Here is a 26626-nt window from a genome sequence, read left to right on the forward strand (position 1 = left end):
CGACCAGCGGGAGCGCCGTCCGGTGTTCCGGGCCCGGCCGCGTAGGTTGCTACCCTGCATCCGGTTCCCGGGCCGCACAGCACACCGTCGCCGCAGGCCAGGGGCGGCCTGCCGCCCTCCGGTGGACCGCACACCCCCTCACTGACGGGACCCGGACATGGACGTGGTGATGACCGACGAGCGCGGCCCGCAGCGGTGGACACCGCCCGAGCCGGCCGGGCAGGCGCCGCCGGCCGGCCGGCCGGCACGGCTGCGGGCCGCGGCCCGCGCCGCGCTGCCCGCCCTCGCGGGCTACCTCGCGGTCCGGCTGGTCGGCCTGCTCACCCTCGCGCTCTGGGCGCGGAGCACCGGCCGCTCCACCGGGGCGCTGCTCAGCAAGTCCGACGGCACCTGGTACCTGGGCATCGCCCAGCACGGGTACGACGGCTACGAGCGGGTGCAGAGCAACATGGCCTTCTTCCCGCTCTATCCGGGGCTGATCCGGGCCCTGGAGCCGCTCACCCCGCTCGGCGCCCGGAACACCGCGCTGCTGGTGGCGTGGGTCGCCGCCCTGGCCGCCGCGTGGGCGCTGTACGCCATCGGCGACCACCTGTACGACCGCCGGGTCGGCATCCTGCTCGCGGTGCTGTGGGGCGTGCTGCCGCACAGCGTCGTGCAGTCGATGAGCTACAGCGAGGGGCTCTTCACCGCCCTCGCCGCGTGGAGCCTCTACGCGGTGCTGCGGGCCCGGTGGGTGACGGCGGGTCTGCTCTGCCTGCTGGCGGGGCTGACCCGACCGACGGCGTCGTCCCTGCTCGCCGTGGTGTGCCTGGCCGCGCTGGTGGCCGTGCTGCGGCGTCGGGACGGCTGGCGGCCCTGGGCGGCGCTGCTGCTCGCGCCGGCCGGCTGGCTGGGCTACCTGGCCTGGGTGGGGTGGCGCACCGGCCGCCCGGACGGCTGGTTCCACATCCAGGACGCCGGCTGGGGCACCACCTTCGACTTCGGTGCGGACACGGTGACGGTGGCGCGGAAGGTGCTGGGCCACCCGTCGGCGCTGACGCTGTACGTGGTGACCCTGGTGGTGCTGCTGGCGGTGGCGCTGTTCGTGCTGAGCCTGCTCGACCGGCAGCCGTGGCAGTTGCTGCTGTACAGCGGCCTGCTGCTGGTCACCACCCTCGGCGCCGCCGGCTACTACCACGCGAAGGCCCGCTTCCTGCTGCCCGCGTTCCCGCTGCTGCTGCCGGTGGCCGTGGCGCTGGCGCGGGCGTCCCGGGCGAAGGCGGTCACGGTGGTGGCGACCCTCACGGTCGTCTCCGCCTACCTCGGTGGGCACGTGCTGATCATCTGGGCCCAGTCGCCGTAGGGCCCCGGCGACGCGGCCGGGTCGGCCCCGGTCGCGTCGCCGGGTCACTCAGCGGGTGTACGGGCGGACGTCCCACAGCCACACGTCGTCGACCCGCTGGCCCGGCCCGTAGAGCGCGTCCAGCACGGTACGCAGCGCGGTCTGGCGGCGGTGCTTCGGCAGCGCCACCGCGTCGGCCTTCCAGTAGCGGGCGTCGGCGCGGGCCTGGGCCACCTCGGCCGGGGTCACGGCGGTGTCCCGCTTGCCCTCGGCGACCGCGGTGAGCAGCGCGGCGGTCGGCTGCGGTTCGACCCCCCACCGGCCGGTGGCGTCGGTGGCCGAGACCGGGCCGAGGAAGTAGCCCTGCGGCACGGCGAAGCCGGCCAGGGCGGCGGAACTCCAGTACACCGACGTCATGTTGACCACCGGCACCGGCACCAGGGTCCGCCCGGGGCTCACGTGCGCGCGCCACTCGCCGTCGGTGACGAAGTGCGGCACGGGGGCGCGTCCGCGCGCCGGCAGCGGGGTGGGCAGGATCGGCAGCAGCGCGGCCAGCGCGGCGACCGCACCCAACCGGGCGAGCAGCCGCCCGGCGGGCTGGGCCCGCAGCTCTGCGGCGGTGAGCCGGTCCCCGGCGACGGCCAGCAGCACGCCGAGGGCCACGGTGGTGATCAGCGCGAACCGGGCCACCACCACCGAGTCGAACACCGGCAGGTTCTCCACCAGCGCGAACGGGGCCGGGATCGTGGTCCGTTCGACGCCCCACGTCCAGGTGGTGCCGATCGAGAAGAGCGCGGAGACGACGGCGACCAGGGCGAGGACCCGGACGATCGCCTCGCGGCGCAGCCACCAGACGGCGGCCACCGCCAGCACCAGCAGCGACCAGCCGTAGAAGCTGGCCTGCTCGGTGGTGTTCGGGCCCCAGCCGCCGGCGCTGGTGAGGCTGCCCGCGATCGACTCGGTGGCGTACCGGACGTAGGAGCCGAGCTTCAGGGCGTAGACGTCCGGGGCGCCGGGGTGCCCCACCCGGTGCTGCGGCCCGGCGAACTGCATCCACAGCGGGTACGCGGCGGCGGCCGCCACCAGCGTCCCGCCGACCGCCAGGCCGGCGACGAGCGGCCGGACCCGCCGCAGCGCGTCCCGGGGCCGGACGACCAGGTGGCCGAGGACGAACATCAGCAGGCCCAGCGCGGTCAGGAAGAGGATCTCCAGGCTGACGAAGAACTGCGCGGCGACCAGGACGCCCAGGATCAGCCCGTCGCGCAGCACCCGGCCGTCCAGGGCCAGTGCGACGACCCGCCAGACGATGAACGGCACCAGCCACTGGGCGGTGATGTGCGGGTGCCCGTTGCTGTGCGACACCAGGGCCGGCGCGAAGGCGCAGAAGAGCCCGCCGACGAACGCCGCCGCCCGGGACCGCACCAGGTGCCGGGAGAGCACGTGGTACCAGGCGTAACCGGTGCCGGCCAGGTTCAGGGTGATGAAGAGCAGGTACGAGAAGGACGCCCCGAAGAGCAGGGTGACCGGGGCCAGCACCAGGCCGGGCAGCTGCATCCCGACGTTGGTCATCAGGTTCACCCCGGTCGGGGCGTTCTGCAGGGTGGTGAAGAACGGGTTCTCCAGGTGGCTGACCGCGTGCGCCGCGTACGCCAGCATCCACTCGTTGAAGCCCTGGTCGTCGGGGCGGCTGCCGAGCAGGCGACCGTCGAAGTCCCGCCAGCCGCGGGCGGTCACCCAGACCGCGCCGAGCAGGTAGACCAGGGCGACCAGGAGGTCCACCCGGGCCCGCCGCCACCTCGGTACGGCCGCCGCCTCGTCGGCCCCGTCCCCGGCGCCCGGCGTCGGGTCCGGTGCGCCGGTCGGCTCCGCCCGGTCGTCGGTCCGCTGCTCCGGGACGGTGCCGCCGGTGGTCGGGCCGGTCGGCGCGGTCACCGGCCCGGTGCTGGTGGTGTCGGTCACCGCGCGGTCCTCCCTCGGCGCGTCGGCGCCGCCGGTCGACGCGGAATCAGGGCGGCGGGTGTCGGGGCCGGACGCGGTCATGGCGCAAGAGTCTACGAAAGCGATCTTCCCGGCCGGACCCTGCCCGTCGCGGGGTCCGGCCGGGGTCGGGCTCAGGCCTCCGCGCCGACCGGGGTCGACTCGGCGGCGGGCGCCGGACGGGCGGTCGGGACGGCGCCGGGGCGGCCCGGCAGCAGCCGGGAGTAGACCCCGTCGAGCACCCGGGCCTGCGCCTCCCAGGTCCACTCCTCGAGCAGGCCGGGCCGGTCGTACGCGGCCCGGTAGCGCTCCGGGTCGGCCAGCACGGCGCGGACCGCGCGGACGTAGTCGGCGGTGTCCTCGGCCCGGAACACCTCGCCCTGGCCGGTGGAGCGGACCGTGCCGGCCATCGTCTTCACGTCGGAGACGATCAACGGCAGCCGGGCGTGCGAGTACTCGAAGAACTTGGTGATCAGGGCGATCTCGTGGTTGGGCCAGTGGTGGATCGGGATCACCCCGGCGTCGGCCGCGCCGAGGAAGGGCACCACCTGCCAGTGCGCGACGTAGGGCAGCGCGTGCACCCGGTCGGCCACGCCGAGCTTCGCCGCCCGGGCCAGCACGCCGGTGACGTACCCGCCGGCCGGCTTGTTGACCACGAGCGCGACGTGTACGCCCGGCAGCTCCGGCAGGGCGTCGACCATCACGTCGAGGCCACGCTGCCGGGCGGCGGCGCCGCTGTAGACCAGCAGCGGGACGTCGGGGCCGACGCCGCAGAGCGCCCGCAGGTCGGGGGCGGGGGCGTCGGGCACCAGCTCGCCGTGGTCGGCGGCGGGCGCGTTGAGCACCACGTCGGGCAGGGTGGCCAGGCCGTGCTCGCGCTGGAGCAGCTCGGCCAGGCCGTCCGAGACGGTCATCACCGCGTCCGCGTACGGGGCGTACTCCCGCTCGTGCGCCATGTGGGCCGGCAGCCAGCGGCCGTTGTCCTGCCAGGGCTTGATGCCGGGGAGGAACTCGTGCGCGTCCCAGACCAGCTTGATCTCCCGCCCGGCGGCCGAGGCGCGGATCTTGGCGCGGGCGGCGACGCCCAGCATCCGGAAGTCGTTGGCGTGGATCAGGTCGGGCTTCAGCTCGTCGATCACCGGTCCGTAGGCCAGCTCGTAGTCCCAGAGCCCGGGCTCCAGCCGGCGCCAGGCCCGGTCACCCTGCACCGACTGCCAGAACTTCGTGTAGGCGCGGTCCCACGGGCTGCGCAGCTTGCGCCGGGTGCGGGCGTTCGTCAGCGACCAGTACCGCAGCGAGACCCACTTGCCGGTCGCCTTCGCGGCCAGCTCCTGGGCGGTCAACGCCGACCCGCGCAGCCCACCGTCGCCGCCGGTGACGGCGAGCTGGGCACGGCGCACCGCGAGGTCCGCCTTCCACGCCTTGACCGCCTGCGCCCGGTGCGCGGCGATGCCGGTGGGCGGGTACGCCAGCGGCCAGCGCAGCAGGGACCGGCGGAACTCGTGCCGCCGCTTGGCCAGTGGGTTCGGCATCTTCAGCAGGCGGACCCGGGCCTCGCCGAGCTGCCAGTGCCGCTCCTCGTTCACCGGGGACCGGCCGAGGAGGATCACCTCCCAGCCGGCGTCGGCCGCCGAGCGCGCGGCCTTCTGGACGCGCGAGTCGCCGTTGACGCCGTTGTCGACCAACATGACGATTCGTCCACGCGCGGCCGGTCGGCCGGAAGCGCCCTCGATTGCCATTGTGCCGGTATCGCCCTTCTGCGGGGGTGTGGTCGTCTCCGGGCGGTTCGTGCCGGAGCACACCGCCCTGCGTTCACCTGGGGGAAAGGCTCCGCCCACGAGCCCTCGCGAGTCTACGGCAGGACCGGACCCATCGACCTGCACCACCACGGCCCCCCGCGCTCACCGACGGGACCGCCCGTGACCTGCGGCACCATGCCCTCAGCGCTCATCCGACGAGACCGTGGCGGGCTCCGGTCGGCCCTGCTCCGCGGCGGCCGGGTCCGGCTCCTCGCCCGGGCCGGCGGGCCCGACGGTGCGCTCGGCCCGCCGGGTCAGCGCCGCGTCGAGCGCGGCGACCAGCAGCACCAGCAGGCTGATCCGCAGGTAGAGGGACTCCTGGATGCCGAAGCGGGTGTACTCCCCCGCCGACAGCATCAGGCTGGCCAGCACGCTCGCCACGCTGGTCAGCCCGCCGACCACCCCGACCACCACCAGCCGGCGCCGCCGGCGCAGCGCCCCGGTGAGCAGGCACGCCAGCACCGCCACCAGGGTGATGCCGCCGAGCGTCGGCAGCACCCGCGGCGCGGCCGGGAAGTAGACCGCCTGTACGACGCCGTCGGGCAGCAGCGGGACCGGCTTGCCGTACGTGTGCAGCGCGGTGCTGCCCAGCGCCGCCGGCAGCGTCTGTTCCATGGTCCAGGCGTAGTGGCGCGGGTCGGCCAGCGCGTACCGGTAGCCGACCGACATGCGGTGCTCGTCCGACCACGCACGCAGCGCCGGGCACGCCGTGTACGCCTGCGACACCGCGCCGATCCGCCACGCCTTCGGCGCGGTGGCCCGCTCCATCGGCCGGCAGCGCGGCATGCCGAGGTCCTGGTAGTAGGTCCGGCGCATCTGCGGGTCGTCCATGACCTGCACCATCAGCCGGTAGAGGAAGGTCTCCTCGGTCTGCGAATAGCCCGAGGCGCTCCACTTCGCGAAGGTGTGATCGGTCGGGCCGAGGATCGCCACGTTCCAGGCCAGGCCGGCGAGCACCGCGACCAGGGCGGCCGCCGCGGCCCGCCGGTGCGGCCGGCTGCGCCAGGCCAGACCGGCCAGCACCAGCACCACCAGGCCGACGAAGAGCAGCATGTCCTGCCGCACGAAGATCCACCAGAGCACGACCAGGGTCGTCGCCACCAGGACGACCCGGGACCGGGTCCGCACCCAGATCGCCAGCAGGCCGAAGGCCAGCAGGCCCAGGTTGATCGAGAGCGACTCGGAGATCAGCGTGTGGTCCCAGACGTACGCGGCCGGGGTCAGGGCCAGCCCGAGCAGGAGCACCGTCGCCACCACCCGGGCGGTCAGGGTGCGCAGGCTGAACCAGAGCGCGACGGCCAGCACCGACCAGGCGACCGTGCCGACGAGCGCCTGCGCCAGCGCCCGCGCCGGGTCGCTGCCGGCCAGCGCGTACAGCAGCGGGGTCCCCCACAGCCGGGGGGCGTGGCCGGTGAAGGAGACGGTGGCGGTGGGATTCGACCCGTCCAGCAGCCCGGCGTACGAGCGGGAGTCGTAGGTGCGGAACGGCTCCACCCGCGCGGCGATGCTCGCCCGCGCCGCGACGTACGCCAGCAGCAGCCCGACCAGGACCAGGTCCTGCGGTCGACGGCGCAGGCCCCGGCGCGCGGGCTCGACGGTGCTGGCCGACCCGTCGGTGGGAGCGGGTTCGTCGACCTCGGGGTCGACGGCGACCGGACGTTCGACGGCCACGGGCGGTCCTCACGCTCGTATCGGGATGGCGCTGCCGTCCTGGGGCAGGACGGCAGCGATGTTAGCCTAGGCCGCCCACAACCCGACGAGACGGACACCACGCCCGTCCGGCGCCTGGTCGGTGGGTCACGACGCCTCGGGGGCCGCCGACGGGTGGACCGGGCGTGCGGGGGCCGCAGCGGCCGATCGCGGACAGGACAATCGGAGGGAAACATCCAGATGAAGGTCGTCAGCATCGTCGGGGCCCGCCCGCAGCTGGTCAAGCTCGCGCCGATCGCGGCCGCGTTCGCCGCCACCGAGCACGAGCACGTCATCGTGCACACCGGGCAGCACTACGACGCGGACCTCTCCGACGTCTTCTTCTCCGGCCTGGGCATCCCCGACCCGGACGTGCACCTGGGCATCGGCTCCGGCAGCCACGGCGTGCAGACCGGCAAGACCCTCGCCGCCCTGGACCCGGTGCTCGCCGCCGAGCGCCCCGACTGGGTGCTGGTCTACGGCGACACCAACTCGACCCTCGCCGGGGCGCTCTCCGCGGTGAAGATGCACCTGCCGGTCGCGCACCTGGAGGCGGGGCTGCGGTCGTTCAACCGGCAGATGCCGGAGGAGCACAACCGGGTGCTCACCGACCACTGCGCCGACCTGCTGCTCGCCCCCACCGAGGAGGCGATGCGGCACCTGGCCAACGAGGGGCTGGCGAAGCGGGCGGTGCTGGCCGGCGACGTGATGGTCGACGTCTGCCTGCGGGTCCGGGACCTGGTCCGGGCCGGTGAGGCGCCCCGGCCGGAGCTGCCGGAGGGGATCGACCCGTCGGCGCCGTACCTGCTGGCCACCCTGCACCGGGCGGAGAACACCGACGATCCGCGCCGGCTCGCCACGCTGGTCGCCGCGCTGGCCGAACTGCCGGTGCCGGTCGCGCTGCTGGCCCACCCCCGGCTGCTGGCCCGGGCCGAGGAGCACGGCATCAAGCTGGGCGGCGGCTCGCTGCACGTCGGCCGGCCCCTGCCGTACGCCGGCATGGTCGCCGCCGTGCTCGGCTCGGTCGGGGTGGTCACCGACTCGGGCGGCCTGCAGAAGGAGGCCTACCTGCTGGACCGGCCGTGCACCACGCTGCGGCCGGAGACCGAGTGGGTGGAGACCCTGGCCGACGACTGGAACCGGCTGGTCCCGGACCCGTCGGCGCTGGGCCGTGACGGCTGGGTGGAGACGGTCACCCGGCCCGCCCCGCGCGCCGACCGGGGCACCCCGTACGGCGACGGCCGGGCGGCCGAGAACGTGGTGCGGATCCTCGCCGAGCACGCACGCTGACCGAGAACGACGTCGGGGGTGGTCGCCGCGGCGACCACCCCCGATCCGTCAACTCCTGCCGTGCTCAGCTCCGCGCGGCCGCCTCGGCGGCCGTCGGCGGGTCGAGCGAGGTGGTGGCCACGGCGTTCGGGAAACGACGGGCCAGCTTCCAGCCCAGCGTCACGGACAGGGCGTCCGAGGCGACGATCATGTCGACCCGGTCGAGGCCCAGCCCCGGCAGCCGCTTGTCGAAGATCCGGGACAGCACCAGCGGCCGGAAGTTCGAGTAGGTCTTCATGAAGACCCGCTTGTGGAACGCCTTGGCGACCCGCTGGTGCCCCCGCTTGAGCCGGCGGACCGATCGCTCGCCGGTGATCCGGCCCAGGCCGTTGAGCACCTTCTCCGGGCCGCGCTCGATCAGGATCCGCTCGGTACGCATCACCGGGTGCCGCTTCTCCGCCCCGTTCAGGGCGAGGATGTGCAGGTCGGTCCGGTCGGCGTACTCGGCCCAGTTCTTGTCGCTGAGCACCAGCAGGTCGACCCGGGCGCCCTCGTCGAGCAGCCGGTCGACCAGCGCCACGACCCGCTCGTGCGGACGCAGGTTGAACGAGAGCAGCAGCACCCGTGGTTGCCGACCGTCCACCACCGTCGCCGATCCCTCCTCGTGTTCCCGCACCGTCGTCACGACTGCGTCTCCCCACCGGCGATGCCCCGCTTGACCATGCCGCGCAGCCGCGCCTCCAGCGGGGCGGTGACCGCCTCGCGGGTGAAGGTGGCGGCGTGCGCGCGGGCCACCGCCCGCTGCTCCGGTGACATGTCCCGGGCCGCCTTGCCGGCGGCGATCATCGCCTCGGCGATCTCGTCGACGTCGAGGCTGTTCGGGTTGAACCAGAGCGGATAGCCGGCGAGCACGTCCTGCGCCGCGATGCCGGGGGCGTGCACCGAGACGATCGGGCTGCCGCTGGCCATGTACTCGAAGATCTTGCCGGAGGTGACGTACCGGGCGCCGCCGGCCAGGAAGACCAGCACGTCGCTGTCCTGGTAGACGCTGCCGACCTCGGTCTTGGAGACCGGGCCGCGGTAGTGGATGCCGGTGTCGGGCAGCGAGTGCCCGTGCTCACCACCGGGCAGCCCCAGCCGCCCCATCAGCTCGGCCTGGCTCTGCTTGAAGTAGCCCAGGTGGCCGTGGATGTTCAGCTCGGCGTCGGCCAGGTCGGGGTGGCGGCGGGCCCGCTCGAACGCCTCCGCCAACTGCTCGACCGGCTGGGTGTTGTTCATCGTGCCGAGGAAGCTGAACCGCAGCGGGCGGGAGCGGTCGTGGGTCGTCGTGGCGCCCGTCGGCTCCAGCTGGGTGAGCAGGTCCGGGTCCCAGCCGTTCGGCACGACCATCATCCGGTCCGCCGAGTCCGGGTAGCGCTGGGCGTACCAGGTGCGCAGGGCCTGGTTCACGAAGATCGACGCGGAGGCGTCGCGCAGGATCCGCTTCTCCCACTTCCAGGCCGGGTGGTCCGCCGGGTAGGCGTCCTCCTCGGTGAACATGTTCAGCGTCCAGGCGTCCCGGTAGTCGACCGCGAACGGCACCCCGGTGAGCTTGTGGATCACCCAGGCGGCGGCGAACGAGGCGAACGGGTTGCCGGTGGCGAGCACCACGTCGAAGCGGCGCTTGGCGTGCATCTTCAGCGCCTTGCGCACCGCCGCGGCGGCCCAGGAGAGGTAGTGCTCGGGGAAGATCTTCTTCAGGCCGAGGTTGTAGACGTTGCGCGCCAGGATCGGCGACATGCCCCGGAACCGGCTGAAGTGCCGCAGGTCCCGCTCCCAGGCGAAGTGGCTCAGGTTGGGCCGCTCCACCCGGATGCTCGGGTCGACCGTCTCGGCGAGCTGCTCGTCCACCGAGCCGATCACGTTGTGCAGGAACTTCAGCGGCGACGCGAACGCGGTCACCTCCCAGCCGTGGGCGGCCAGGTAGTTCGCCGTGGCCCGGGCGCGGTAGACCCCGCTGGCCCGCGACGGCGGAAAGTAGAACGAGAGGTAGAGAATGCGTGGTCGGCGCGGCTCCCGCGTCCGATTCATGAGTTGTCCCCCTGGACGGCATCCGGATCTGACCGGTGCTGACGTTTCGGCGTACGACCAGCGTAGTCGTAACTGAAGCAGACTCTCGGTTGCGCCGCCGGGCGCCCACCGGTCAGCAGGCGGGCCGCGTACGGCATGGCCACCGGATCCGTGACCACCAACACGTCCACCGGGTTACCCCGGCGCAGCAGACCGTCCACCAGCTTGGGACGCAGGTCACCCCGCAACCGCACGAAGGCGCGGTGCGCGCGGGCGGCGATCCGCTTCTCGTACGACTTCTCGGCCCGCTTGGCGAAACGGCGCAGCGGGCCCCGGCCCACCGTGCGCAGCACCTTGCGGGGCGCCTTGAAGAGCACGGCCTGCTCCACCCGCGCCGCCCGCTGCCGCTGCTCCAGGCCGGCGAGGTCGATCACCCGCACCCCGTCGGCGAAGGTCTCCCGGCTCCACGGCGCCACCCGGTCGACGACCACGGTGGCCGTCCCCCCGTCGGCGACCACCTGGGCGGACTCCTCCACCACCGCACGCCGCCGGGTGCCCCCGACGGACAGGAAAAGAACGTGCATCTCACTCCATCAGCTCTGGTCGCGCCGGCCGGTCAGGCCGACGGGGCCGCCTCGTCGGGGAACCAGAGACGGTGGTGGGTGCGGGCGACGGCAGCGTACCCGTACCGGTCGGCCAGCACCTTGCGGGCGAGTGACGAATCGAGGCCGCTCGCCAGCCGGGACCGCAGGGCGCGGTAGCCGGCGACGATGGTCTCCGGGTCGTCCGTCACGTCGATCATGACGCCGGCGGCGTCCTCCACCCCGGCGAGCGTGCGCTCCGGGCCGCCGCAGCGGGTGACCAGGACCGGCAGCCCCGCGGCGACCGCCTCGATCACCGCGACGCCGAAGGTCTCCTGCCGGCTGGGGTGCACCAGCACGTCGTGCTCGCGCATCAGCCGCAGCGCCTCGTCCGGCGGGATCGCGCCGGTGAAGGTGACCGCGTCGGCCACCCCCAGCTCGGCCGCCCGGGCGGTCAGGCTCGCCTGGAGCGCGCCCTCGCCGACCAGGGTCAGGGTCAGCTCCGGCTCGTCGGCCCGGCACCGGGCGAACGCCTCCAGCAGCAGCGGGACGCCCTTCAGCTCGGAGAGCGCGCCGACGAAGAGCCACCGGCGCAGCGCGGTGACCGGGGTGGCCCGCGGCTGGTCGAAGGCGATCGGGTTGGAGATCGACCCGATCCGGTCGGCGTGGTGCGGGAACGCCTCGACCAGCGGCCGGCGCACCCCCTCGCCGACGGCCAGGAAGCCGGTGCAGCGGTGCAGCACCTCGTCGTACATCTCCCGGCCGCGCGGCGTCTCCAGGACCTTGTCCAGGAAGCTGGCGTGCTCGGTGACGAAGATCTTCGCGTCCGGGCGGGCGTTGCGGATCGCCGCCCAGCCGCTGGGCAGCCCGACGTGCGCGTGCACCACCGGGGCGTCGATCGGCTCGCCGCCCAGGGCGGCGCGGAGCGCCACGTCGTGCCGGTCGGCGATCTCGGCGTGCCCCTGGCCGCGCGGCACCGGGACCGGCACGTAGACCAGCTCGGCACCGCCGACGGTCGGGTTGCGGTGCAACGCGTGCGGCATCAGCTCGCGGTGCGCGGCCAGGACGGCCCGGTCGGCGGTCCCGTCGAGCGCGGCCACCCAGGCGTCACAGTGGAAGACGGTCATCCGGTCACAGCCGGGCGCGGTGGCGTCCACCATGGCCCGCACGAACGCGCCCCGGAACGGCAGCTCACGGTTCGGGTACCAGGGAGTCAGGACAGCGACGTCCCGGTCAGAAGATGGAGGCACCCCGAACCTTCCCAGCCGTTTTGTCCAGACCGACTGACGTTAACATGCAGGCTGTCGATCACGCTCGGCCGGCCTGCGGGGCCGGCGGGCCCCACCGAGTGACCCGGAGCGCATCCGTGACCCGAGACGGTCAGCCATGAAGGGCCCGCTGGAGCCGGTGCTGCGCCGGGTCACCTCCCCCGCCGTCGTCCGGCACCGCGCCGCGGCGCGGCTGCTGCGCGGGCTCGCGGCGGTGCCGGTGCTGCCCACCCCGGCCCGGGTCACGCTGGCCCGGCGGCTGCGCGCCGGGATGAGCCGGGCCGGCTGGTCACCGGACGAGTCGCGGGCGGCGCTGGCGGCGGTGGCCCGCTCCGTCGACGTCGACACCCGGGCCGACCTGCTGATGCAGGAGGCGACCGGGGAGCTGAAGGCCGGTCGTACGCCCGGCCACCTGGTGGCGGCGGTCGCGGCGGAACTCGCGGCGGCCGACGCGGCGTACGCGAAGGGAGACCGGCCGGGCGCGGCCCGGCGGCTGCACCGGGCCCTGCGCGCCCAGTTCCACCGGGTCCTGCACTTCGACCAGCTCACCTCCCCTCTGGCGGACGACCCGGCGGCGTTCCTGGCCCCGCTGCGCGACAGCGCCGTCGGTCGGGTGCTGCTGGCGCCGCGCGGCCGGTCCCGACCGGCCGCGCCGCCGCCGACCGACCGGCCGCTGCGGCTGCTGGTGCTCACCAACGGCAACGACCACTTCCTGCGCGAGATCCGCGACCGGTACGCGCACCATCCGGACGTCGAGTTCCGCTACCTGCACCTCACCGAGGACCCGGAGGCCGACCAGCTCATCCGCCGCCCCGACGCGCTGGCCGCCGACCCGGTGCTGGGCGGCTCGGAGTACGGCCGGCAGGTGGAACGCTGGCTGCGCCCGCACCTGGACTGGGCGGACACCCTCTTCGTCGACTGGGCCGTGGCGACCGCCGCGATGGTGACCCTGGTCGACCCGGGTGACACCCGGATCGTGCTGCGGCTGCACAGCTTCGAGGCGTTCAGCTTCTGGCCGCACCTGATCGACTTCACCCGGGTCGACGACGTGGTCTTCGTCTCCGAGCACCTGCGCGACTTCGCCGCCGAGGTCGCCCCGGCACTGGTCGGCCCGCACGCGCCCCGGCTGCACGTGCTCAGCAACGCGATGGACCTGCGGGCGTTCCCGCTGCCCAAGGAGGCGTCGGCCCGGTTCACCCTGGGCCTGGTCGGGATCAGCGCGGTCGCCAAGGACCCGCGCTGGGCCGTCGAGGTGCTGCGGCTGCTGCGCGCCGAGGACGACCGCTACCGGCTGCTGCTCGTCGGCGACGGCCTCAACCGGGACGCCGGCGAGGGGGTACGCCAGTACGCCGACGCCCTCGACGCCGACCTGGCCGAGCTGGAGCCGACCGGCGCGGTGGTGCGGGTCGGGCAGGTCAGTGACGTGCCGAAGGCGCTCACCGGGATCGGCGTCATCCTCAGCACCTCGGTGCGGGAGAGCTTCCACTGCGCGGTGGTGGAGGGGGCCGCGAGCGGGGCGGTGCCGGTGGTGCGGGACTGGCCGTTCTTCGCCTCCCGCCCGCACGGCGCGCACTCGCTCTTCCCGGCCGACTGGGTGGTGCGGACGCCGGCCGAGGCGGCGGCGCGGATCCTCGACGTCACCGCGGATGAAGAGCGCTGGCGGGCGACCGGCGAGGCCGCCGCCGCCCACGCCATCGCGACCTGGGACTGGACCGTGGTGCGGCGCGGCTTCGACGCGCTGTTCGGCGTGGACACCCCGCCGGTCGGCTGAGCCGGACGCCGACGAACCTCGCCGTCCCGCCCCAGGTGCTCCCGCCGGACCGGCCCGGTGCTGCACCCGGGCCCTAGGCCGTCGGCCTCGTGTGCAGGACCTCCCGGGCCTGCTCGGCGGCGCGGGTGATGCTCTCGCTGATGAAGTCGAGGAAGCGGGCGATGTTCTCCAGCCGGTGGGCGGCGGGAGTGTGCGGGCCGAGGACGGCCACGCCCCGGCGGGCGGTCTCGACGAGCTGGTCGTTGGCCCGGGCGCCGGCGATCGTCGCCTGGTAGAAGAGCTCGTCGTCGACGACGTACCGGTCGCGGCGGCGTTCGTCGCGTTCCCGGCGGACCAGGCTCTGCGCCTCCAGGAAGGTGATCGCCTTGGAGACGGACGCCGGGCTGACCCGGAGGTGCTGGGCCAGCTGGGACGCGGTGAGGCTGCCCGCGTCGGTGGTGAAGAGGCAGGTCAGCACCCGGGCCGCCATCTTGGGCAGACCCGAGGCCATGAGGACGGTGGTCAGACTCTCCTCCAACTCGGCCACGGCCTCCGGGTCGCGCCCGTGGGGTTGGGGGGCGGTCGGTGATCCGGTGCTGGAGGCGGGTCGACGCCGCCGGGCGCGGCGCTCGGTGGCGCGATGGGCCAGATCGGCGCGGTAGGCGGTGGGGCCGCCGTTGCGCGTCACCTCCCGGGTGATCGTCGAGGTCGGACGGTCGAGGCGGCGGGCGATCTCGGCGTAGGGAAGGCTGTCGGCCAACCCCAGGGCGATCTGCTGGCGTTCCTGGACGGTGAGCCTGCCTCCCGGCATCGCGTTCTCCTCGGTGTTTCCGCGTGTTGGTCCCTGCGCCGCTCAGCATAGCGTTCACTCACCATTCATTGCAATGCGACAGGTGCCAGACGTTGCATTGCTTCCAAATCCATCGCAACGATTTACTGGCTCTGACCTGTTGATACTCCGAGCGAACGCAACAGTCTCGTTGCCACCAAGTAGAAAGCAACGTAGCGTTTCCGTTGTCGGAAAGACACAGTGAGCACGGGAGGCGCACGATGCAGAAGTTCGACACCCCGGTCCCGATCACCGCCGTCCTGGACATCCCCGCCGGACGCGTCCGGTTCATCGCCGCCGACCGCGCCGACGCCACCGTCGAGGTCCGGCCCGACGACCCCGCGAGGAACAACGACGTACGGGCGGCCGACCGGACCAGCGTCACCTACGCCGACGGCGTCCTGCGGATCCAGACCGAGGAGCCGAGGAACCGGCTCCTCGGCCCCTCCGGATCGCTGGAGGTCACGGTCCAACTACCGGCCGGCTCCCGGGTCGAGGCGAAGGCCGCCGGCGCCGAGCTGCGCGGCGTCGGTCGCCTCGGTGACCTCGCCTTCGAGGGCGCGTACCGCCGGATCAAGATCGACGAGGCGGGGCAGGTGCGGCTCACCGCGATCGACGGCGACGTCGAGGTGGGTCGGCTCACCGGGCCCGCGGAGATCAGCACCGCGCGGGGCGACATCCGGATCGCGGAGGCCGTCCGCGGCACCGTCGTGCTGCGTACCGGGTCCGGCGACATCTCGGTCGGCGCCGCCGTCGGCGTCTCGGCGGCCCTGGACGCCGGCACCGGCCACGGCCGGATCAGCAACGCGCTCCGCAACGACGGCACCACCGTGCTCGACATCCACGCCACCACCGCGCAGGGCGACATCGCCGCCCGCAGCCTCTAGAGGAGCAGCAAGCATGACGAAGAACGACACGCCCGTGAGCGGTCCGACGTGGACGGGCCTGGTGCCGGTCGAGGACACCGCGCTGGCCGTCACCGACACCGGCGGTCCAGGTGTCCCGGTGGTCTACCTCAACGGCCAGTTCGCCACCCAGGGCTACTGGCGCCGGGTGATCGCCGACCTCGGGCCGGGCTGGCGGCACCTCACCTACGACGAGCGCGCCCGGGGCCGCTCGAAGCGCTCCGCGGACTACTCCTTCGCCGCGGCCGTGCGCGACGTCGACGCCGTGCTCGCCGCGCGCGAGGTGGATCGGGCGCTCGTGGTCGGCTGGTCCTACGGGGCGGTCGTCGCGGCCCACTGGGCCCACCGGAACCCCGAGCGGGCCATCGGCGCGGTCCTGGTCGACGGCGCGTTCCCGTACGACTGGCTGGACGAGGCCATGGAACAGCGGATCCGGAAGCTGTTCCGACGGCTGAACCTCTTCCTGCCGCTGCTGCGCCCGACCGGCCTCGCCCCTCGGATGAGCGCCGCGCAGCAGGCCGAGAGCAACATCGAACTCGGCCGGCTCTCCCGGGTGGACCAGTTGGGCCCGGTGCTCGACGCCATCACCGTCCCGACCCGGTACGTGGTCGCCTCCGGCGTCTCCTTCGGCAGCCACGGCGACGAGCAGGAACGCATCCGCACCAGCCTGGACGCGGTGACCGCCGGCAACCCCAACATCGCGGTCAGCGCAAAGGTCGCCAGCAACCACGGTGCCCTGCTCAAGAAGGACTACCGGGCCGTCACCGCTGCCGTACGCGAGGTCGCCGGCCTCGATCGGACGGGCCGCGGCTGAGGCCGATCACCCTGGCCGGGCGTGGCAGGCGGATCAGAGGCCGCTCGGCCTGCCACGCCGTCCCCTCATTCACCGAATTCGAGATGCAGGGTGCTGCGGTAGGCCACCGACCGGCACTGCGCCGGGGATGCGGGACGCTCGTCGCCGGTCCAGACCGCGAGCGCCCGGAAGGCGTATCCGTCCTGCTCGGCGCGCTCGAACTCGAAGGAGACCGGGCGGCCCGGATCGAGGGATCGGAAGCCGCCGGCCAGGATGCTGCTGAAGTGCGCCCAGCAGCCGCCCGGGGTGGCGTCGGAGTCGATGACTCCCCAGCCCTCGCCGCTGCGCCATTCCCGCACGGTGCCGGTAGCTGTCACACCGTCAGTATCACCCCTTGACGGCGTCCACCACCGACCCGCGAAAGGGCCGGACCGCGTCGGCGGTCCGGCCCTTTCGGTCGTACGGGATCAGGCGACGGCGACCCGGTCGCCGGCCTCGGCGGCCGAACCCACGGCGACCGTCTTGCCGACCGACGCCGACTCCAGCAGACCGGCGGCCACCTGCACGGTCCGCAGGCCCTGGCGCAGGGTGACGATGTCGCTCTGCTTGCCCTCGACGGCGTCGCGGAACCGCTCGTGCTCGACCAGCAGCGGCTCCCGCTTCGGGATCGCGAAGCGGACCATGTCGCCCTCGGCGACGCCGCGGAACGCGCGCAGCGCCTCCCACTCGGTGTCGATGGCGGCGTTGGCATAGAAGGTCAGGTCGGCGGTGAGGGTGTCCGCCACGAAGCAGCCCTTGTCGCCGGTGACGACGGTGGACCGCTCCTTGAGCGGGCTCAGCCAGTTGACCAGGTGGTTGACCATCGTGCCGTCGGCGAGCTGACCCACCACGGCGACCATGTCCTCGTGCAGCCGGCCGGAGCGGGAGACCGTCCGGGCCGAGACCGAGGTGTATTCCTGGCCGGTGACCCAGCTGGTCAGGTCGATGTCGTGGGTGGCCAGGTCCATCACCACGCCGACGTCGGCGATGCGGTGCGGGAACGGGCCCTGGCGGCGGGTGACGACCTGGAAGACCTCGCCCAGCTCGCCGGCCTCCAGCCGGGTACGCAGGTTCTGCAGGGCCGGGTTGTAGCGCTCGATGTGGCCGACGCCGGCGACCAGGCCGGCGGTCTCGAACGCGTCGACCAGCCGGGTGGCCGCCTCGACGGACTGCGCGAGCGGCTTCTCGATCAGCGCGCAGACGCCGTTGGCGGCGAGTTCCAGGCCGATCTGCTCGTGCAGTGCGGTGGGGCAGGCGACGACGGCGTAGTCGACGCCCATGGCGAGCAGGTCGCTCAGGTCCGGTACGACCGGGGCGCGCAGCGTGCCGGTGGTGTCACCGGCCGGGTCGACGATGCCGACCAGCTCGACGCCGTCGAGGTTGGACAGCACCCGGGCGTGGTTGCGCCCCATCGCGCCGAGGCCGATCAGGCCGGCGCGCAGCTTGCGTCCCTCGCTCATCGGGCACCGCCCGCGAGGTTCGCACCCTCGGCGATCCGCTCCAGGTCGGCCTGGCTCAGCGACGGGTGCACCGGCAGCGAGACCACCTCGGCGGCGGCCTTCTCGGTCTCGGGGAGGTCCCACGGGCCGGGCTGGCCGTCCGCGTTGAGGTAGGGCTTGAGGCGGTGGATCGGGGTCGGGTAGTAGACCGCGTTGCCGATGCCCAGCTCGGTGAGGCGGGCCTGGGCGGCGTCGCGGTTGCCGGTCACCCGCACCGTGTACTGGTGGTAGACGTGCTTGGCACCGTCGGCCACCGGCGGGGTGATCATGCCGGTGATGGCGGAGTCGAGGAACTTGGCGTTGGCGCGACGCTGCTCGGTCCACTCGCCGAGCTGGCGCAGCTGCACCCGGCCGATGGCGGCGGCCACGTCGGTCATCCGCATGTTGGCGCCGACGATCTCGTTGGCGTACCGCTGCTCCATGCCCTGGTTGCGCAGCAGCCGCAGGGTACGGGCCAGCTCGGCGTCACCGGTGGTGATCATGCCGCCCTCGAGGGAGTGCATGTTCTTCGTCGGATAGAAGCTGAAGCAGCCGGCGGTGCCGAAGGCGCCGACCGGGGTGCCGTTCAGCGCGGCGCCGTGCGCCTGTGCGGCGTCCTCGACCACGGCCAGGCCGTGCTGCTGCGCGATGGCCATGATCCGGTCCATCGCGGCCGGGTGGCCGTAGAGGTGCACCGGCATGATGCCGACGGTCTTCGGCGTGATCGCGGCGGCGACGGCCTCCGGGTCGACGCAGAAGGTGCCCGGCTCGATGTCCACGAAGACCGGCTCGGCGCCGACCAGGCGGACGGCGTTGCCGCTCGCGGCGAAGGAGAACGAGGGCACGATGACCTCGTCGCCCGGGCCGAAGCCGAGCGCCATCAGGGTGAGCTGAAGGGCCGAGGTGCCGGAGTTGACGGCGACGCAGTGCCGGCCGTCGACCAGCTCGCCGAACTCCTCCTCGAACGCCGCGACCTCCGGGCCCTGTACGACCCGGCCGCTCCGCAGCACCCGGACAGCCGCTTCGATCTCGGCCTCACCGATGATCGGTCGCGCTGGGGGGATGAACTCTGAGTGCGGCCCAGCCATGGGGCTTCCTCCTGTCGACAAAGTGCTCATTGGGGGTTTTCCGGCTTCCGAGGGGGGATGGTAACTGGCTTCGCTGATGCGTCAGTGACCGCGTTGTTCGTCCGACCAGCCGAATGGGTCAACGTGCGTACGGTGCGGCTGGTCACGGACGCGGCGCCGGGGGTCAGACTTCCACCTCGTCGCGGACGGGCCCCAAGCATGCTACCCGGAGCGCCGCGACGATCGCGGTGGCCAACCGTGGCACCTCGTCCATGCTCATCGGCGCCCGGGCGATCGCCAGCCGCCAGTAGAGCGGGCCGACGATCAGGTCGACCGCCGCCCGGGTGTCGGTGTCCGGGGCGAGTTCGCCCCGCTCGACCGCCCGGCCGATCAGGATCCGGCCGACCGCCTGCTGGTAGTCGTCCAGCGCCTGTTGGAGCTTCTCGCCGATCTGCGGATTGCGGGCCGCCTCGGCCAGCAGGTCCGGGATGATCTGCGAGGCCAGCCGGTGCCGCAGCGCCCGCGCCATCACGTGCAGCAGGATCTCCAGGTCGCTCAGGAGGCTGCCGGTGTCCAGCAGGGGCAGGTTGCGCCCCGCCACGGCGGAGACCATGTCCAGCACCAGGTCGAGTTTCGAGCGCCAGCGGCGATAGATCGCCGTCTTGCTCACCCCGGCCCGGCGGGCCACCGCCTCGATCGAGAGGCGGCCGTAGCCGACCTCGGCCAACTCCTGCATGACGGCAGCACGGATGGCCGTGGTGATCTCACCACGCAGTACCGCCGCACCGGCCGGGGCACGCCTCTTCTCGGTCGTCACGTGGAACAATGTAGCGCAACGACGGTACGGTTGCGTCCCGACGTGTTTTGGACTACCTTCCACGCAGCGGCGAGGCCCTGCCACGACCTCGGCGGGCTAGATTTCATCGCTGCGACACCCTTCCTTCCACTGCTCCCCATCGGCACGAAAGATCGGAGCACCTGACCATGGCCAACACCGTGGTGGCCGACCCCGACTCCGGGCTGACCCAGGCCCAGCTCGCGCAGCGGTACGGGCTCCGGGTCGCCGGGGAACGCCCACCCCTGGCCGAGTACGTCCGCAAGCTCTGGGCCTACCGGCACTTCATGACCGCGTACTCGCGGGCGAAGGTCGCCTCGTCGTTCAGTCAGACCCAGCTCGGGCAGCTCTGGCAGGTGCTGACCCCGATCACCAACGCGGCGGTCTACTTCCTGATCTTCGGGCTGATCCTGAACCAGCACCGGAACGTGTCGAACTTCATCGCGTACCTCTGCACCGGTGTCTTCATCTTCATGTTCACCCAGACCGCGGTGACCAACGGCACCAGCGCGATCACCTCGAACCTGGGGCTGATCCGGGCGCTGCAGTTCCCCCGGGCCGCGCTGCCGATCACGGTCACCCTGGTTCAGCTCCAGCAGCTGCTCATGTCGATGGTGGTGCTGGCCGGCATCGTCCTGCTCACCGGCGAGCCGATCACCCTCCGCTGGCTGCTGATCGCCCCGACGCTGCTGCTCCAGACGGTCTTCAACGTCGGGCTGACCATGGTGATGGCCCGGATCGGCGCGAAGGTCACCGACCTCAAGCAGGTCATGCCGTTCGTCATGCGCACCTGGCTGTACGCCTCCGGCGTGCTCTACCCCGTCGCCCTGTTCCGGCAGCATCTGCCCCCGTGGGCGGCCACCCTGCTGGAGGGCAACCCGGCGCTGGTCTACATCGAGCTGGCCCGGCACTCGCTGCTGGACTCCCACCGGCAGAACCTGGTCTCGTCCCCCACCCAGCTCTGGCTGCTGGGGCTCGCCTGGGCGGTCATCGCCGGGGTCGGCGGGTTCATCTACTTCTGGCGCGGAGAAGAGGAGTACGGCCGTGGCTGACCAGACCCAACTGGCGGAGCCCACCGCCACGCCCGCCGCCGGGCGCATCCCGACCGTCGTGGTCGACGACGTGCACGTCGTCTACCGGGTGCACAAGGGCGCCACCGGGGGCACCAGCCCGGTGACCGCGCTCAAGCGGATCGTCTCCCGCACCAGCGCCCCGAACATCACCGAGGTGCACGCGGTCAAGGGGGTGAGCTTCACCGCGTACCAGGGTGAGGCCATCGGGCTGATCGGCAGCAACGGCTCCGGCAAGTCCACCCTGCTGCGGGCCATCGCCGGCCTGCTGCCGGTGAACAAGGGCGCCGTCTACACGGCGGGCCAGCCGTCGCTGCTCGGCGTGAACGCCGCGCTGCTCAACGACCTCTCCGGCGAGCGGAACGTGGTGCTCGGCTGCCTGGCCATGGGCATGCCGCCCGAGGAGGTCAAGAAGCTCGCCCCGGAGATCATCGAGTTCTCCGGGATCAACGAGCGGGGCGACTTCGCCTCGCTGCCGATGCGCACCTACTCCTCCGGCATGGGCGCCCGGCTCCGCTTCGCCATCGCGGCGGCGAAGAAGCACGACGTACTCCTGATCGACGAGGCCCTGGCCACCGGTGACCGGAAGTTCCGTCGCCGCAGCGAGCAGCGGGTCCGCGAGCTGCGCGAGGGCGCCGGCACGGTCTTCCTGGTCAGCCACTCGCTCAGCTCGGTCGCCGACACCTGCGAGCGGACCATCTGGCTGGAGAGCGGCGTGCTGCGGATGGACGGCCCGACCGACGAGGTCATCGCGGCGTACGAGAGCCAGCAGTAGGACCGTCGAGCGCACCGGCCGGGTCCGCCCGGTCGGTGCGCTCCGTCGTACGCGTTAATGTTTTCTGGTTGCCGGCGAAAGTTCACCAGCCGGTCATCCGGGCGTAAACCCCACCATCCCCCGCAGAAGTGAGGAACGGCAATGACGCAGGACCGCACCACCGCACCGGACGCCACGCCGGCGAGCCCGGCACCCTGGCGCCCCTCGCGGACGGTGGCCGTGATCCTCGCGGGGGGCACCGGGACCCGGCTCGGACTGGGCATCCCGAAGCAGCTGCTGAAGATCGCCGGTAAGCCGATCATCGAGCACACCCTGGCCGTCTTCGAGGCCGCGCCGGAGATCGACGAGATCATCGTGCTGATGGCCACCGGGCACGTCCCCGACGCCCAGCAGATCGTCGCGAACGCCGGCTTCCGCAAGGTGACCCAGGTCATCGAAGGCGGGGACACCCGCAACGCCACCACCCGGATCGCGCTCGACGCGGTCGGCGAGGGCGACGTCAACATCCTCTTCCACGACGCGGTCCGCCCGCTGGTCAGCGCCCGCATCGTCCGCGAGTGCGTCAACGCGCTCTGGTCCTACTCGGCGGTCGACGTGGCCATCCCGTCCGCCGACACGATCATCCAGGTCGACGCCGACGACTGCATCACCGACATCCCGGTCCGCTCGACGCTGCGCCGCGGCCAGACCCCGCAGGCGTTCCGCTCCGGCACCATCCGGGAGGCGTACCGGCGGGCCGAGGGCGACCCCGACTTCGCCGCCACCGACGACTGCGGCGTGGTGCTGCGCTACCTGCCCGGCACGCCGATCAAGGTGATCGACGGCTCCGACGAGAACATCAAGGTCACCCACCCGGTCGACGTGCACCTGGCGGACAAGCTCTTCCAGCTCGCCGCCGCGCAGGCGCCCCGGCTGACCAACCACGGCTACGCCGAGGAGCTGACCGGGCGGACCATCGTGGTCTTCGGCGGCAGCTACGGCATCGGTCACGACCTCACCGAGCTGGCCCGCCGCCACGGCGCGCAGGTCTTCCCGTTCAGCCGCTCCACCACCGGCACCCACGTCGAGCGGGCCGAGGACGTGTCGGCCGCGCTGAAGACCGCCTTCGAGGCCACCGGCCGGATCGACCACGTGGTGGTCACCGCCGGGATCCTGGAGAAGGGCGCGCTGGCCGAGATGGACGAGGCCACCATGGACCGGCTCCTGCACGTCAACTTCGTCGGCCCGGTGACCATCGCCCGGCAGTCGCTGCCGTACCTCCAGCAGACCAAGGGTCAGCTGCTGCTCTACACGTCCAGCTCGTACACCCGGGGGCGGGCCCGCTACGCGCTCTATTCCGCCACCAAGGCCGCCCTGGTCAACCTGACCCAGGCGCTCGCCGACGAGTGGGCCGAGTTCGGCGTACGGGTCAACTGCGTCAACCCGGAGCGGACCGCCACCCCGATGCGGACCAGGGCGTTCGGCGAGGAGCCGGAGGGCACGCTGCTCTCCTCCGAGGCGGTGGCCCAGGCGTCCCTGGACGTGCTCATCTCCGACCTGACCGGCCAGGTGATCGACGTCCGCCGGGACCCCGGCGAGCAGGCCGCGCCGGTGCCCGCCGAGCCGGTCGCGCGGGTCGCGGCGGTGCCGGCCCAGCCCGGCGCGCCCGCGTCGGAGCTTCCCGCCGACGTGGACGCCTGACCACCCGAGCCCGGAACGGACGACCGACATGCGTGGTGACCTGGTCCGGAAACTGCTCGCCCGGGTGCTGACCACCGGGCTGGCGGTGCTGGCGTTCCTCGTGCTGGCCCTCACCGGGGCGACCGGCTGGGGGCTGGCGATCGCGGTGGCCGCGCTCGCCTCGGCGGCCGTGGAACGCCGGATCCGGCCGGGCGCCGACGGCGTCGCCGAGTCCGTCCTGGTCGCCGCTGCCATCCTGGTCGGCTACGCCCGCCGGCTCGACGACGGCTTCGACCCGGCGCTGGCCGCCACCGCGCTGGTGCTGCTCGGCCTCGTCCTGCTGGTCGGGCCGCTACGCCAGGCGGGCGCGCTGGAGCTGCGCGCCGCCAACCTGCCGGTCCGCACCTGGACCCCGCTGGTCGCCGAGCGGCTCGGCGACGCGCTGCTGGTGCTGCTGGGTCTCGTCGCGGTCGCCGCAGCCCTGGTCCTGCCCGCCTGGGTCGCGCTGGTGGCCGCCCTGCTGGTCGGGGCCGGCTGCGCGGCGGTCGGGCTGGACCTGGCCCGGCGGCGGTTCCGCCCACCGGCCGGCGGCGGCCCGGTGGGTCGCGCGCTGCGCCGCCACCAGCCCGAGTTCGTGCTCTACTTCTCCGCCCCGCCCGGGTCGGAATACCAGATCACCATGTGGCTGCCCTACCTGGAGCGGCTCGGTCGGCCGTTCCTGGTGCTGCTGCGGGAGCCGGAGTTCCTGCCGACGATCGCCGCCGCCACCAGCGCCCCGGTGGTCTTCTGCCCCACCATCAAGACCCTCGACGAGGTGCTGGTGCCGAGCCTCCGGGTGGCGTTCTACGTCAACCACGGCGCGAAGAACAGCCACTGCGTCCGCTTCGCCCAGCTCACCCACGTGCAGCTGCACCACGGTGACAGCGACAAGGCCCCCAGCGCCAACCCGGTCTCCGCGATCTTCGACCGGATCTTCGTGGCCGGACCGGCCGCCATCGAGCGGTACGCCCGCGCCGGCGTGGAGATCCCCGCCGAGAAGTTCGTCGTGGTCGGCCGCCCCCAGGTGGAGTCGATCGAGGTACGCCGGGAGCCGACCACCGGGCTGGCCCAGCCGACGGTGCTCTACACCCCCACCTGGACCGGGCACCACGCCGACGCCAACTACTGCTCCCTGCCGGTGGCCGAGACGGTGATCCGGCGGCTGCTGGCGCGCGGCGCCACGGTGATCCTGCGGGCCCACCCGTACACGTCGCAGAACCCGACCTCGGCGCGGCAGCTGGCCCGGCTCACCGAGCTGCTCGCCGCGGACCGGGCGAAGACCGGGCGGGCGCACCTGTGGGGCGCGGCGGCCGCCCGGGAGCTGACGCTGACCGACTGCGTGAACCGCTCCGACGCGCTGATCTCCGACGTGTCGGGCGTCATCTCCGACTACCTCTACTCGGGCAAGCCGTACGCGGTGACCGACATGGGGGTGGACGGGGACGACTTCGTGGCCCGGTTCCCCCTGGCCGGCTCCGGCTACGTGCTGCGGCGGGACATGTCGAACGTCGACGACGTGCTGGGGCGGCTGCTGGACACCGACCCGCTGGCGGCGGCCCGGTGGGAGACCCGCCGGCGCTACCTGGGCGACTTCCCGGCCGACTCGTACGCCGACGGGTTCCTCGACGCGGCCCGGCGGGAGCTGGAGCCGGGGTGGGACCCGCCGGCGCCGCGCACCCCGGGCGGTGCCGAGCGGAACCTCTCCGCCGGCGTCTGAGGCGTCAACGGTAGGCGTCGAGCAGGTCGAGGACGGCCGCCGGATCCTCGACGTGGGCGTTGTGGCCGAGGCCGGGCAGGGTGGCCACCGGGACGCCGTACTCCTTGAGCTGGGCGTCGGTGACCATCGGGTCGTGCTCGCCGCGGGCCAGCAGCACCGGCACGTCGGTCGCCGCGAGCAGCGTCGGCAGGCACGGCTCACCGACGGCGAACGCCGCCGGGTCCATCGCCAGCCGCCAGCGGCCGTCCTCGCGGCGCAGCCCGGCGTCGACCGCCGGGTGGTCCGGCGCGAAGAGCCCGGTCAGCCCGGCGACCCGCAGGTAGCGGCGGGCCGCCTCGTCCCGGGTGCCGAACCAGGTCACCGGACGGGCCGCCAGCTCCGCGGCCTTCGCCAGCTCGGCGGACGACCAGACCGCCTTGATGCCGAGCCCGACCACCGCGTCGACCGGCAGGCCGACGCTCCGCGCGGCCAGCGCGAGCCCCACCACCCCACCGAGCGAGTGCCCGAGCACCACCAGCCGATCGTGCGGGCCGAGCCGCTCCGCGACCGGTCGCAGGTCCGTCACCACCCGTCGGGCGAGGCCGGTGAAGGAGTACGCGGGCAGCGGCGGCGACCAGCCGTGGCCGGCCAGGTCCGGGGCGAGCCAGCGTCCCGCCCAGCGGTGCTCCAGCAGCGGTGCCCAGGGCAGCCACACCTCACCGGTGGCGCCCAACCCGTGCAGCAGCAGCAGATGCCGGTTGCTCGTCTCGTCGCCCATGGGGCGCAGTGTGCCACCGGTCGGACACGATGCGCGAGAGCGGACGGCGGAGACGACATCGGGCGCCGGCTCCAAGAGCCGACGCCCGACGGGTGAACGGGGTTGATCAGGCGGAGTAGCCGCGGGTGGCCATCCAGTTCGCCAGGTCGGCGGCGCTGATCCAGTACGCCGGCAGCGACGGGTCCGCCGAGTCGGCGATCCGCAGGGTCCGGCCGTCGTTGGAGTAGCCCACCACGGCGATGTAGTGGCCGCCCGGGAAGGAGTGCCAGCCGCCGTCGGTGTCGGTGGCGTCACCGGCGACGTTGGCCACCACGCCCCGCCCGTTGCTGATCGCCTTGACCACGTCGGTCCGGAGCCGCTCGGTCTCCGCGGCGCTCGGCACGCCGTCGATCATCCGGGTCCGGTACGGGTCGCCCTTGACCTGCTGGTTGAGCACCCGGGTGGTGTCCTCGGCCGAGTTGGTGCCCATCTCGGTGGTGCCCAGCGCGACGGCCAGCTCGTCCTGGGTCCGCTCGATGCCGGTGGCGCTGAGCGCGTTGCGCACCGCCGCCGGGCCGCAGTTGTAGTAGGTGGTCTGCGCCTCGTAGGTGTAGTCGAGGACCTTCTTCGACGGCGGCTTCGGTGCCGCCTTGCGGGTGGTGTCCGGGTCCGGCTTGGCCGTGGTCGGCTTCGCGCTCGGCTTCGGCGAGAGCGAGGCGCTGGCCGACGGCGACGCGCTGGGCGAAACCGACGGGACGGCGGCGATCCGGGCCTGGGTGCCGGCCGCGACGTCGCTGAGCCGCGGGGCCAGTTCGGCCACGGCGGCGGTGTTCTCCTGGCGGACGGGCGCGTCGTCACCGTGTGCCAGCAGGGCACCGGTGCCGGAGGCCAGCACCAGGGCGGCGGCCGAGCCGGCGACGACCTGGTAGCGACGTTCGGTGGCGAGACGGCGCAGCTGCCGCTTGAGGGTGTGCTTCACGA

23 protein-coding genes are annotated in these 26626 nt (G+C 73.2%); 9 read left to right on the forward strand and 14 right to left on the reverse strand.

Going from position 1 to position 26626, the window contains the following annotated elements:
• Nucleotides 1-157: 157 nt before the first annotated feature.
• Nucleotides 158-1342: a hypothetical protein gene (locus tag ABUL08_RS14150; RefSeq protein ID WP_350938240.1), complete on the forward strand. Its 1185-nt coding sequence runs from the start codon at nt 158-160 to the stop codon at nt 1340-1342.
• Between the two features lie 48 nt (nt 1343-1390).
• Here ABUL08_RS14150 and ABUL08_RS14155 read toward each other — a convergent pair whose 3' ends face one another.
• The 3 genes from ABUL08_RS14155 to ABUL08_RS14165 form a co-directional block, all read right to left on the reverse strand.
• On the reverse strand, nt 1391-3361 hold the full coding sequence (locus tag ABUL08_RS14155) for a hypothetical protein (protein ID WP_350938242.1): 1971 nt from the start codon (nt 3359-3361) through the stop codon (nt 1391-1393).
• A 71-nt stretch (nt 3362-3432) separates the two neighbouring features.
• Nucleotides 3433-4986, reverse strand: coding sequence for a glycosyltransferase family 4 protein (locus ABUL08_RS14160; RefSeq protein ID WP_350938244.1), 1554 nt, complete (start codon nt 4984-4986; stop codon nt 3433-3435).
• A gap of 252 nt (nt 4987-5238) precedes the next feature.
• Complete coding sequence (locus ABUL08_RS14165; RefSeq protein WP_350938246.1) at nt 5239-6768, reverse strand: hypothetical protein; 1530 nt, start codon at nt 6766-6768, stop codon at nt 5239-5241.
• Nucleotides 6769-6987: 219 nt separating this feature from the next.
• Between ABUL08_RS14165 and wecB the strand changes: the two genes are divergently transcribed.
• Complete coding sequence (gene wecB / locus ABUL08_RS14170) at nt 6988-8076, forward strand: non-hydrolyzing UDP-N-acetylglucosamine 2-epimerase (protein WP_350938248.1); 1089 nt, start codon at nt 6988-6990, stop codon at nt 8074-8076.
• 64 nt (nt 8077-8140) lie between these two features.
• On the opposite strand, the gene ABUL08_RS14175 is transcribed toward wecB, so the two are convergent.
• The 4 genes from ABUL08_RS14175 to ABUL08_RS14190 are packed head-to-tail and all read right to left on the reverse strand — an operon-like array spanning nt 8141 to nt 11845.
• Entirely contained in the window at nt 8141-8740 is a 600-nt protein-coding gene (locus ABUL08_RS14175; protein ID WP_350938251.1) for a hypothetical protein, read from the reverse strand.
• Nucleotides 8737-10125 (reverse strand): glycosyltransferase, encoded by a 1389-nt coding sequence (locus ABUL08_RS14180; RefSeq protein ID WP_350938253.1) that lies wholly within the window; start codon nt 10123-10125, stop codon nt 8737-8739. The genes ABUL08_RS14175 and ABUL08_RS14180 overlap by 4 nt, the downstream gene beginning before the upstream one ends.
• On the reverse strand, nt 10122-10688 hold the full coding sequence (locus ABUL08_RS14185) for a hypothetical protein (RefSeq protein WP_350938255.1): 567 nt from the start codon (nt 10686-10688) through the stop codon (nt 10122-10124). The genes ABUL08_RS14180 and ABUL08_RS14185 overlap by 4 nt, the downstream gene beginning before the upstream one ends.
• 32 nt (nt 10689-10720) lie before the next feature.
• The gene (locus ABUL08_RS14190) at nt 10721-11845 is read right to left on the reverse strand and encodes a glycosyltransferase (RefSeq protein WP_377521776.1); all 1125 of its coding nucleotides are present in this window, start codon (nt 11843-11845) and stop codon (nt 10721-10723) included.
• A 226-nt stretch (nt 11846-12071) separates the two neighbouring features.
• On the opposite strand from ABUL08_RS14190, the gene ABUL08_RS14195 reads away from it, so the two are divergent.
• The gene (locus ABUL08_RS14195) at nt 12072-13724 is read left to right on the forward strand and encodes a glycosyltransferase (RefSeq protein WP_350938259.1); all 1653 of its coding nucleotides are present in this window, start codon (nt 12072-12074) and stop codon (nt 13722-13724) included.
• Nucleotides 13725-13797: 73 nt separating this feature from the next.
• On the opposite strand, the gene ABUL08_RS14200 is transcribed toward ABUL08_RS14195, so the two are convergent.
• On the reverse strand, nt 13798-14514 hold the full coding sequence (locus tag ABUL08_RS14200; protein WP_350938261.1) for a helix-turn-helix domain-containing protein: 717 nt from the start codon (nt 14512-14514) through the stop codon (nt 13798-13800).
• A 239-nt stretch (nt 14515-14753) separates the two neighbouring features.
• Here ABUL08_RS14200 and ABUL08_RS14205 point away from each other — a divergent pair, with 239 nt between their 5' ends.
• Together ABUL08_RS14205 and ABUL08_RS14210 are read left to right on the forward strand one after the other, a co-directional pair.
• The gene (locus ABUL08_RS14205) at nt 14754-15419 is read left to right on the forward strand and encodes a DUF4097 family beta strand repeat-containing protein (protein ID WP_350938263.1); all 666 of its coding nucleotides are present in this window, start codon (nt 14754-14756) and stop codon (nt 15417-15419) included.
• Nucleotides 15420-15432: 13 nt separating this feature from the next.
• Entirely contained in the window at nt 15433-16251 is an 819-nt protein-coding gene (locus ABUL08_RS14210; protein WP_350938265.1) for an alpha/beta fold hydrolase, read from the forward strand.
• A 65-nt stretch (nt 16252-16316) separates the two neighbouring features.
• Here ABUL08_RS14210 and ABUL08_RS14215 read toward each other — a convergent pair whose 3' ends face one another.
• The 4 genes from ABUL08_RS14215 to ABUL08_RS14230 form a co-directional block, all read right to left on the reverse strand.
• A complete protein-coding gene (locus ABUL08_RS14215; RefSeq protein ID WP_350938267.1) occupies nt 16317-16607 on the reverse strand; it encodes a cold-shock protein in 291 nt (96 codons plus the stop codon).
• 90 nt (nt 16608-16697) lie between these two features.
• The gene (locus tag ABUL08_RS14220) at nt 16698-17729 is read right to left on the reverse strand and encodes a Gfo/Idh/MocA family protein (protein WP_350938269.1); all 1032 of its coding nucleotides are present in this window, start codon (nt 17727-17729) and stop codon (nt 16698-16700) included.
• Complete coding sequence (locus tag ABUL08_RS14225) at nt 17726-18835, reverse strand: DegT/DnrJ/EryC1/StrS family aminotransferase (RefSeq protein ID WP_350938271.1); 1110 nt, start codon at nt 18833-18835, stop codon at nt 17726-17728. The genes ABUL08_RS14220 and ABUL08_RS14225 overlap by 4 nt, the downstream gene beginning before the upstream one ends.
• A 163-nt stretch (nt 18836-18998) precedes the next feature.
• Nucleotides 18999-19631, reverse strand: a complete 633-nt coding sequence (locus ABUL08_RS14230; RefSeq protein ID WP_350938273.1) for a TetR/AcrR family transcriptional regulator — start codon at nt 19629-19631, stop codon at nt 18999-19001.
• A gap of 167 nt (nt 19632-19798) precedes the next feature.
• Between ABUL08_RS14230 and ABUL08_RS14235 the strand changes: the two genes are divergently transcribed.
• From ABUL08_RS14235 to ABUL08_RS14250, 4 genes are all read left to right on the forward strand, one after another.
• A complete protein-coding gene (locus ABUL08_RS14235) occupies nt 19799-20701 on the forward strand; it encodes an ABC transporter permease (RefSeq protein WP_350938276.1) in 903 nt (300 codons plus the stop codon).
• Nucleotides 20694-21494 carry an ABC transporter ATP-binding protein gene (locus ABUL08_RS14240; RefSeq protein ID WP_350938278.1) on the forward strand — a complete coding sequence of 267 codons (801 nt, stop codon included), beginning with the start codon at nt 20694-20696 and terminating at the stop codon, nt 21492-21494. Before ABUL08_RS14235 ends, ABUL08_RS14240 begins: the two co-directional genes overlap by 8 nt.
• Before the next feature lie 141 nt (nt 21495-21635).
• Entirely contained in the window at nt 21636-23174 is a 1539-nt protein-coding gene (locus ABUL08_RS14245) for a bifunctional cytidylyltransferase/SDR family oxidoreductase (protein ID WP_350938280.1), read from the forward strand.
• A 28-nt stretch (nt 23175-23202) separates the two neighbouring features.
• Nucleotides 23203-24909: a CDP-glycerol glycerophosphotransferase family protein gene (locus ABUL08_RS14250; protein WP_350938282.1), complete on the forward strand. Its 1707-nt coding sequence runs from the start codon at nt 23203-23205 to the stop codon at nt 24907-24909.
• Nucleotides 24910-24913: 4 nt separating this feature from the next.
• Here the strand turns inward: ABUL08_RS14250 and ABUL08_RS14255 are convergent, their stop codons facing one another.
• Both ABUL08_RS14255 and ABUL08_RS14260 read right to left on the reverse strand, forming a co-directional pair.
• The gene (locus tag ABUL08_RS14255; RefSeq protein ID WP_350938284.1) at nt 24914-25666 is read right to left on the reverse strand and encodes an alpha/beta fold hydrolase; all 753 of its coding nucleotides are present in this window, start codon (nt 25664-25666) and stop codon (nt 24914-24916) included.
• A gap of 106 nt (nt 25667-25772) precedes the next feature.
• Complete coding sequence (locus ABUL08_RS14260; protein WP_350938286.1) at nt 25773-26624, reverse strand: C39 family peptidase; 852 nt, start codon at nt 26622-26624, stop codon at nt 25773-25775.
• Nucleotides 26625-26626: the final 2 nt, after the last annotated feature.

Origin of the sequence: Micromonospora sp. CCTCC AA 2012012 (assembly GCF_040499845.1) — a bacterium.
In the GTDB taxonomy this organism is placed as follows: domain Bacteria; phylum Actinomycetota; class Actinomycetes; order Mycobacteriales; family Micromonosporaceae; genus Micromonospora; species Micromonospora mangrovi.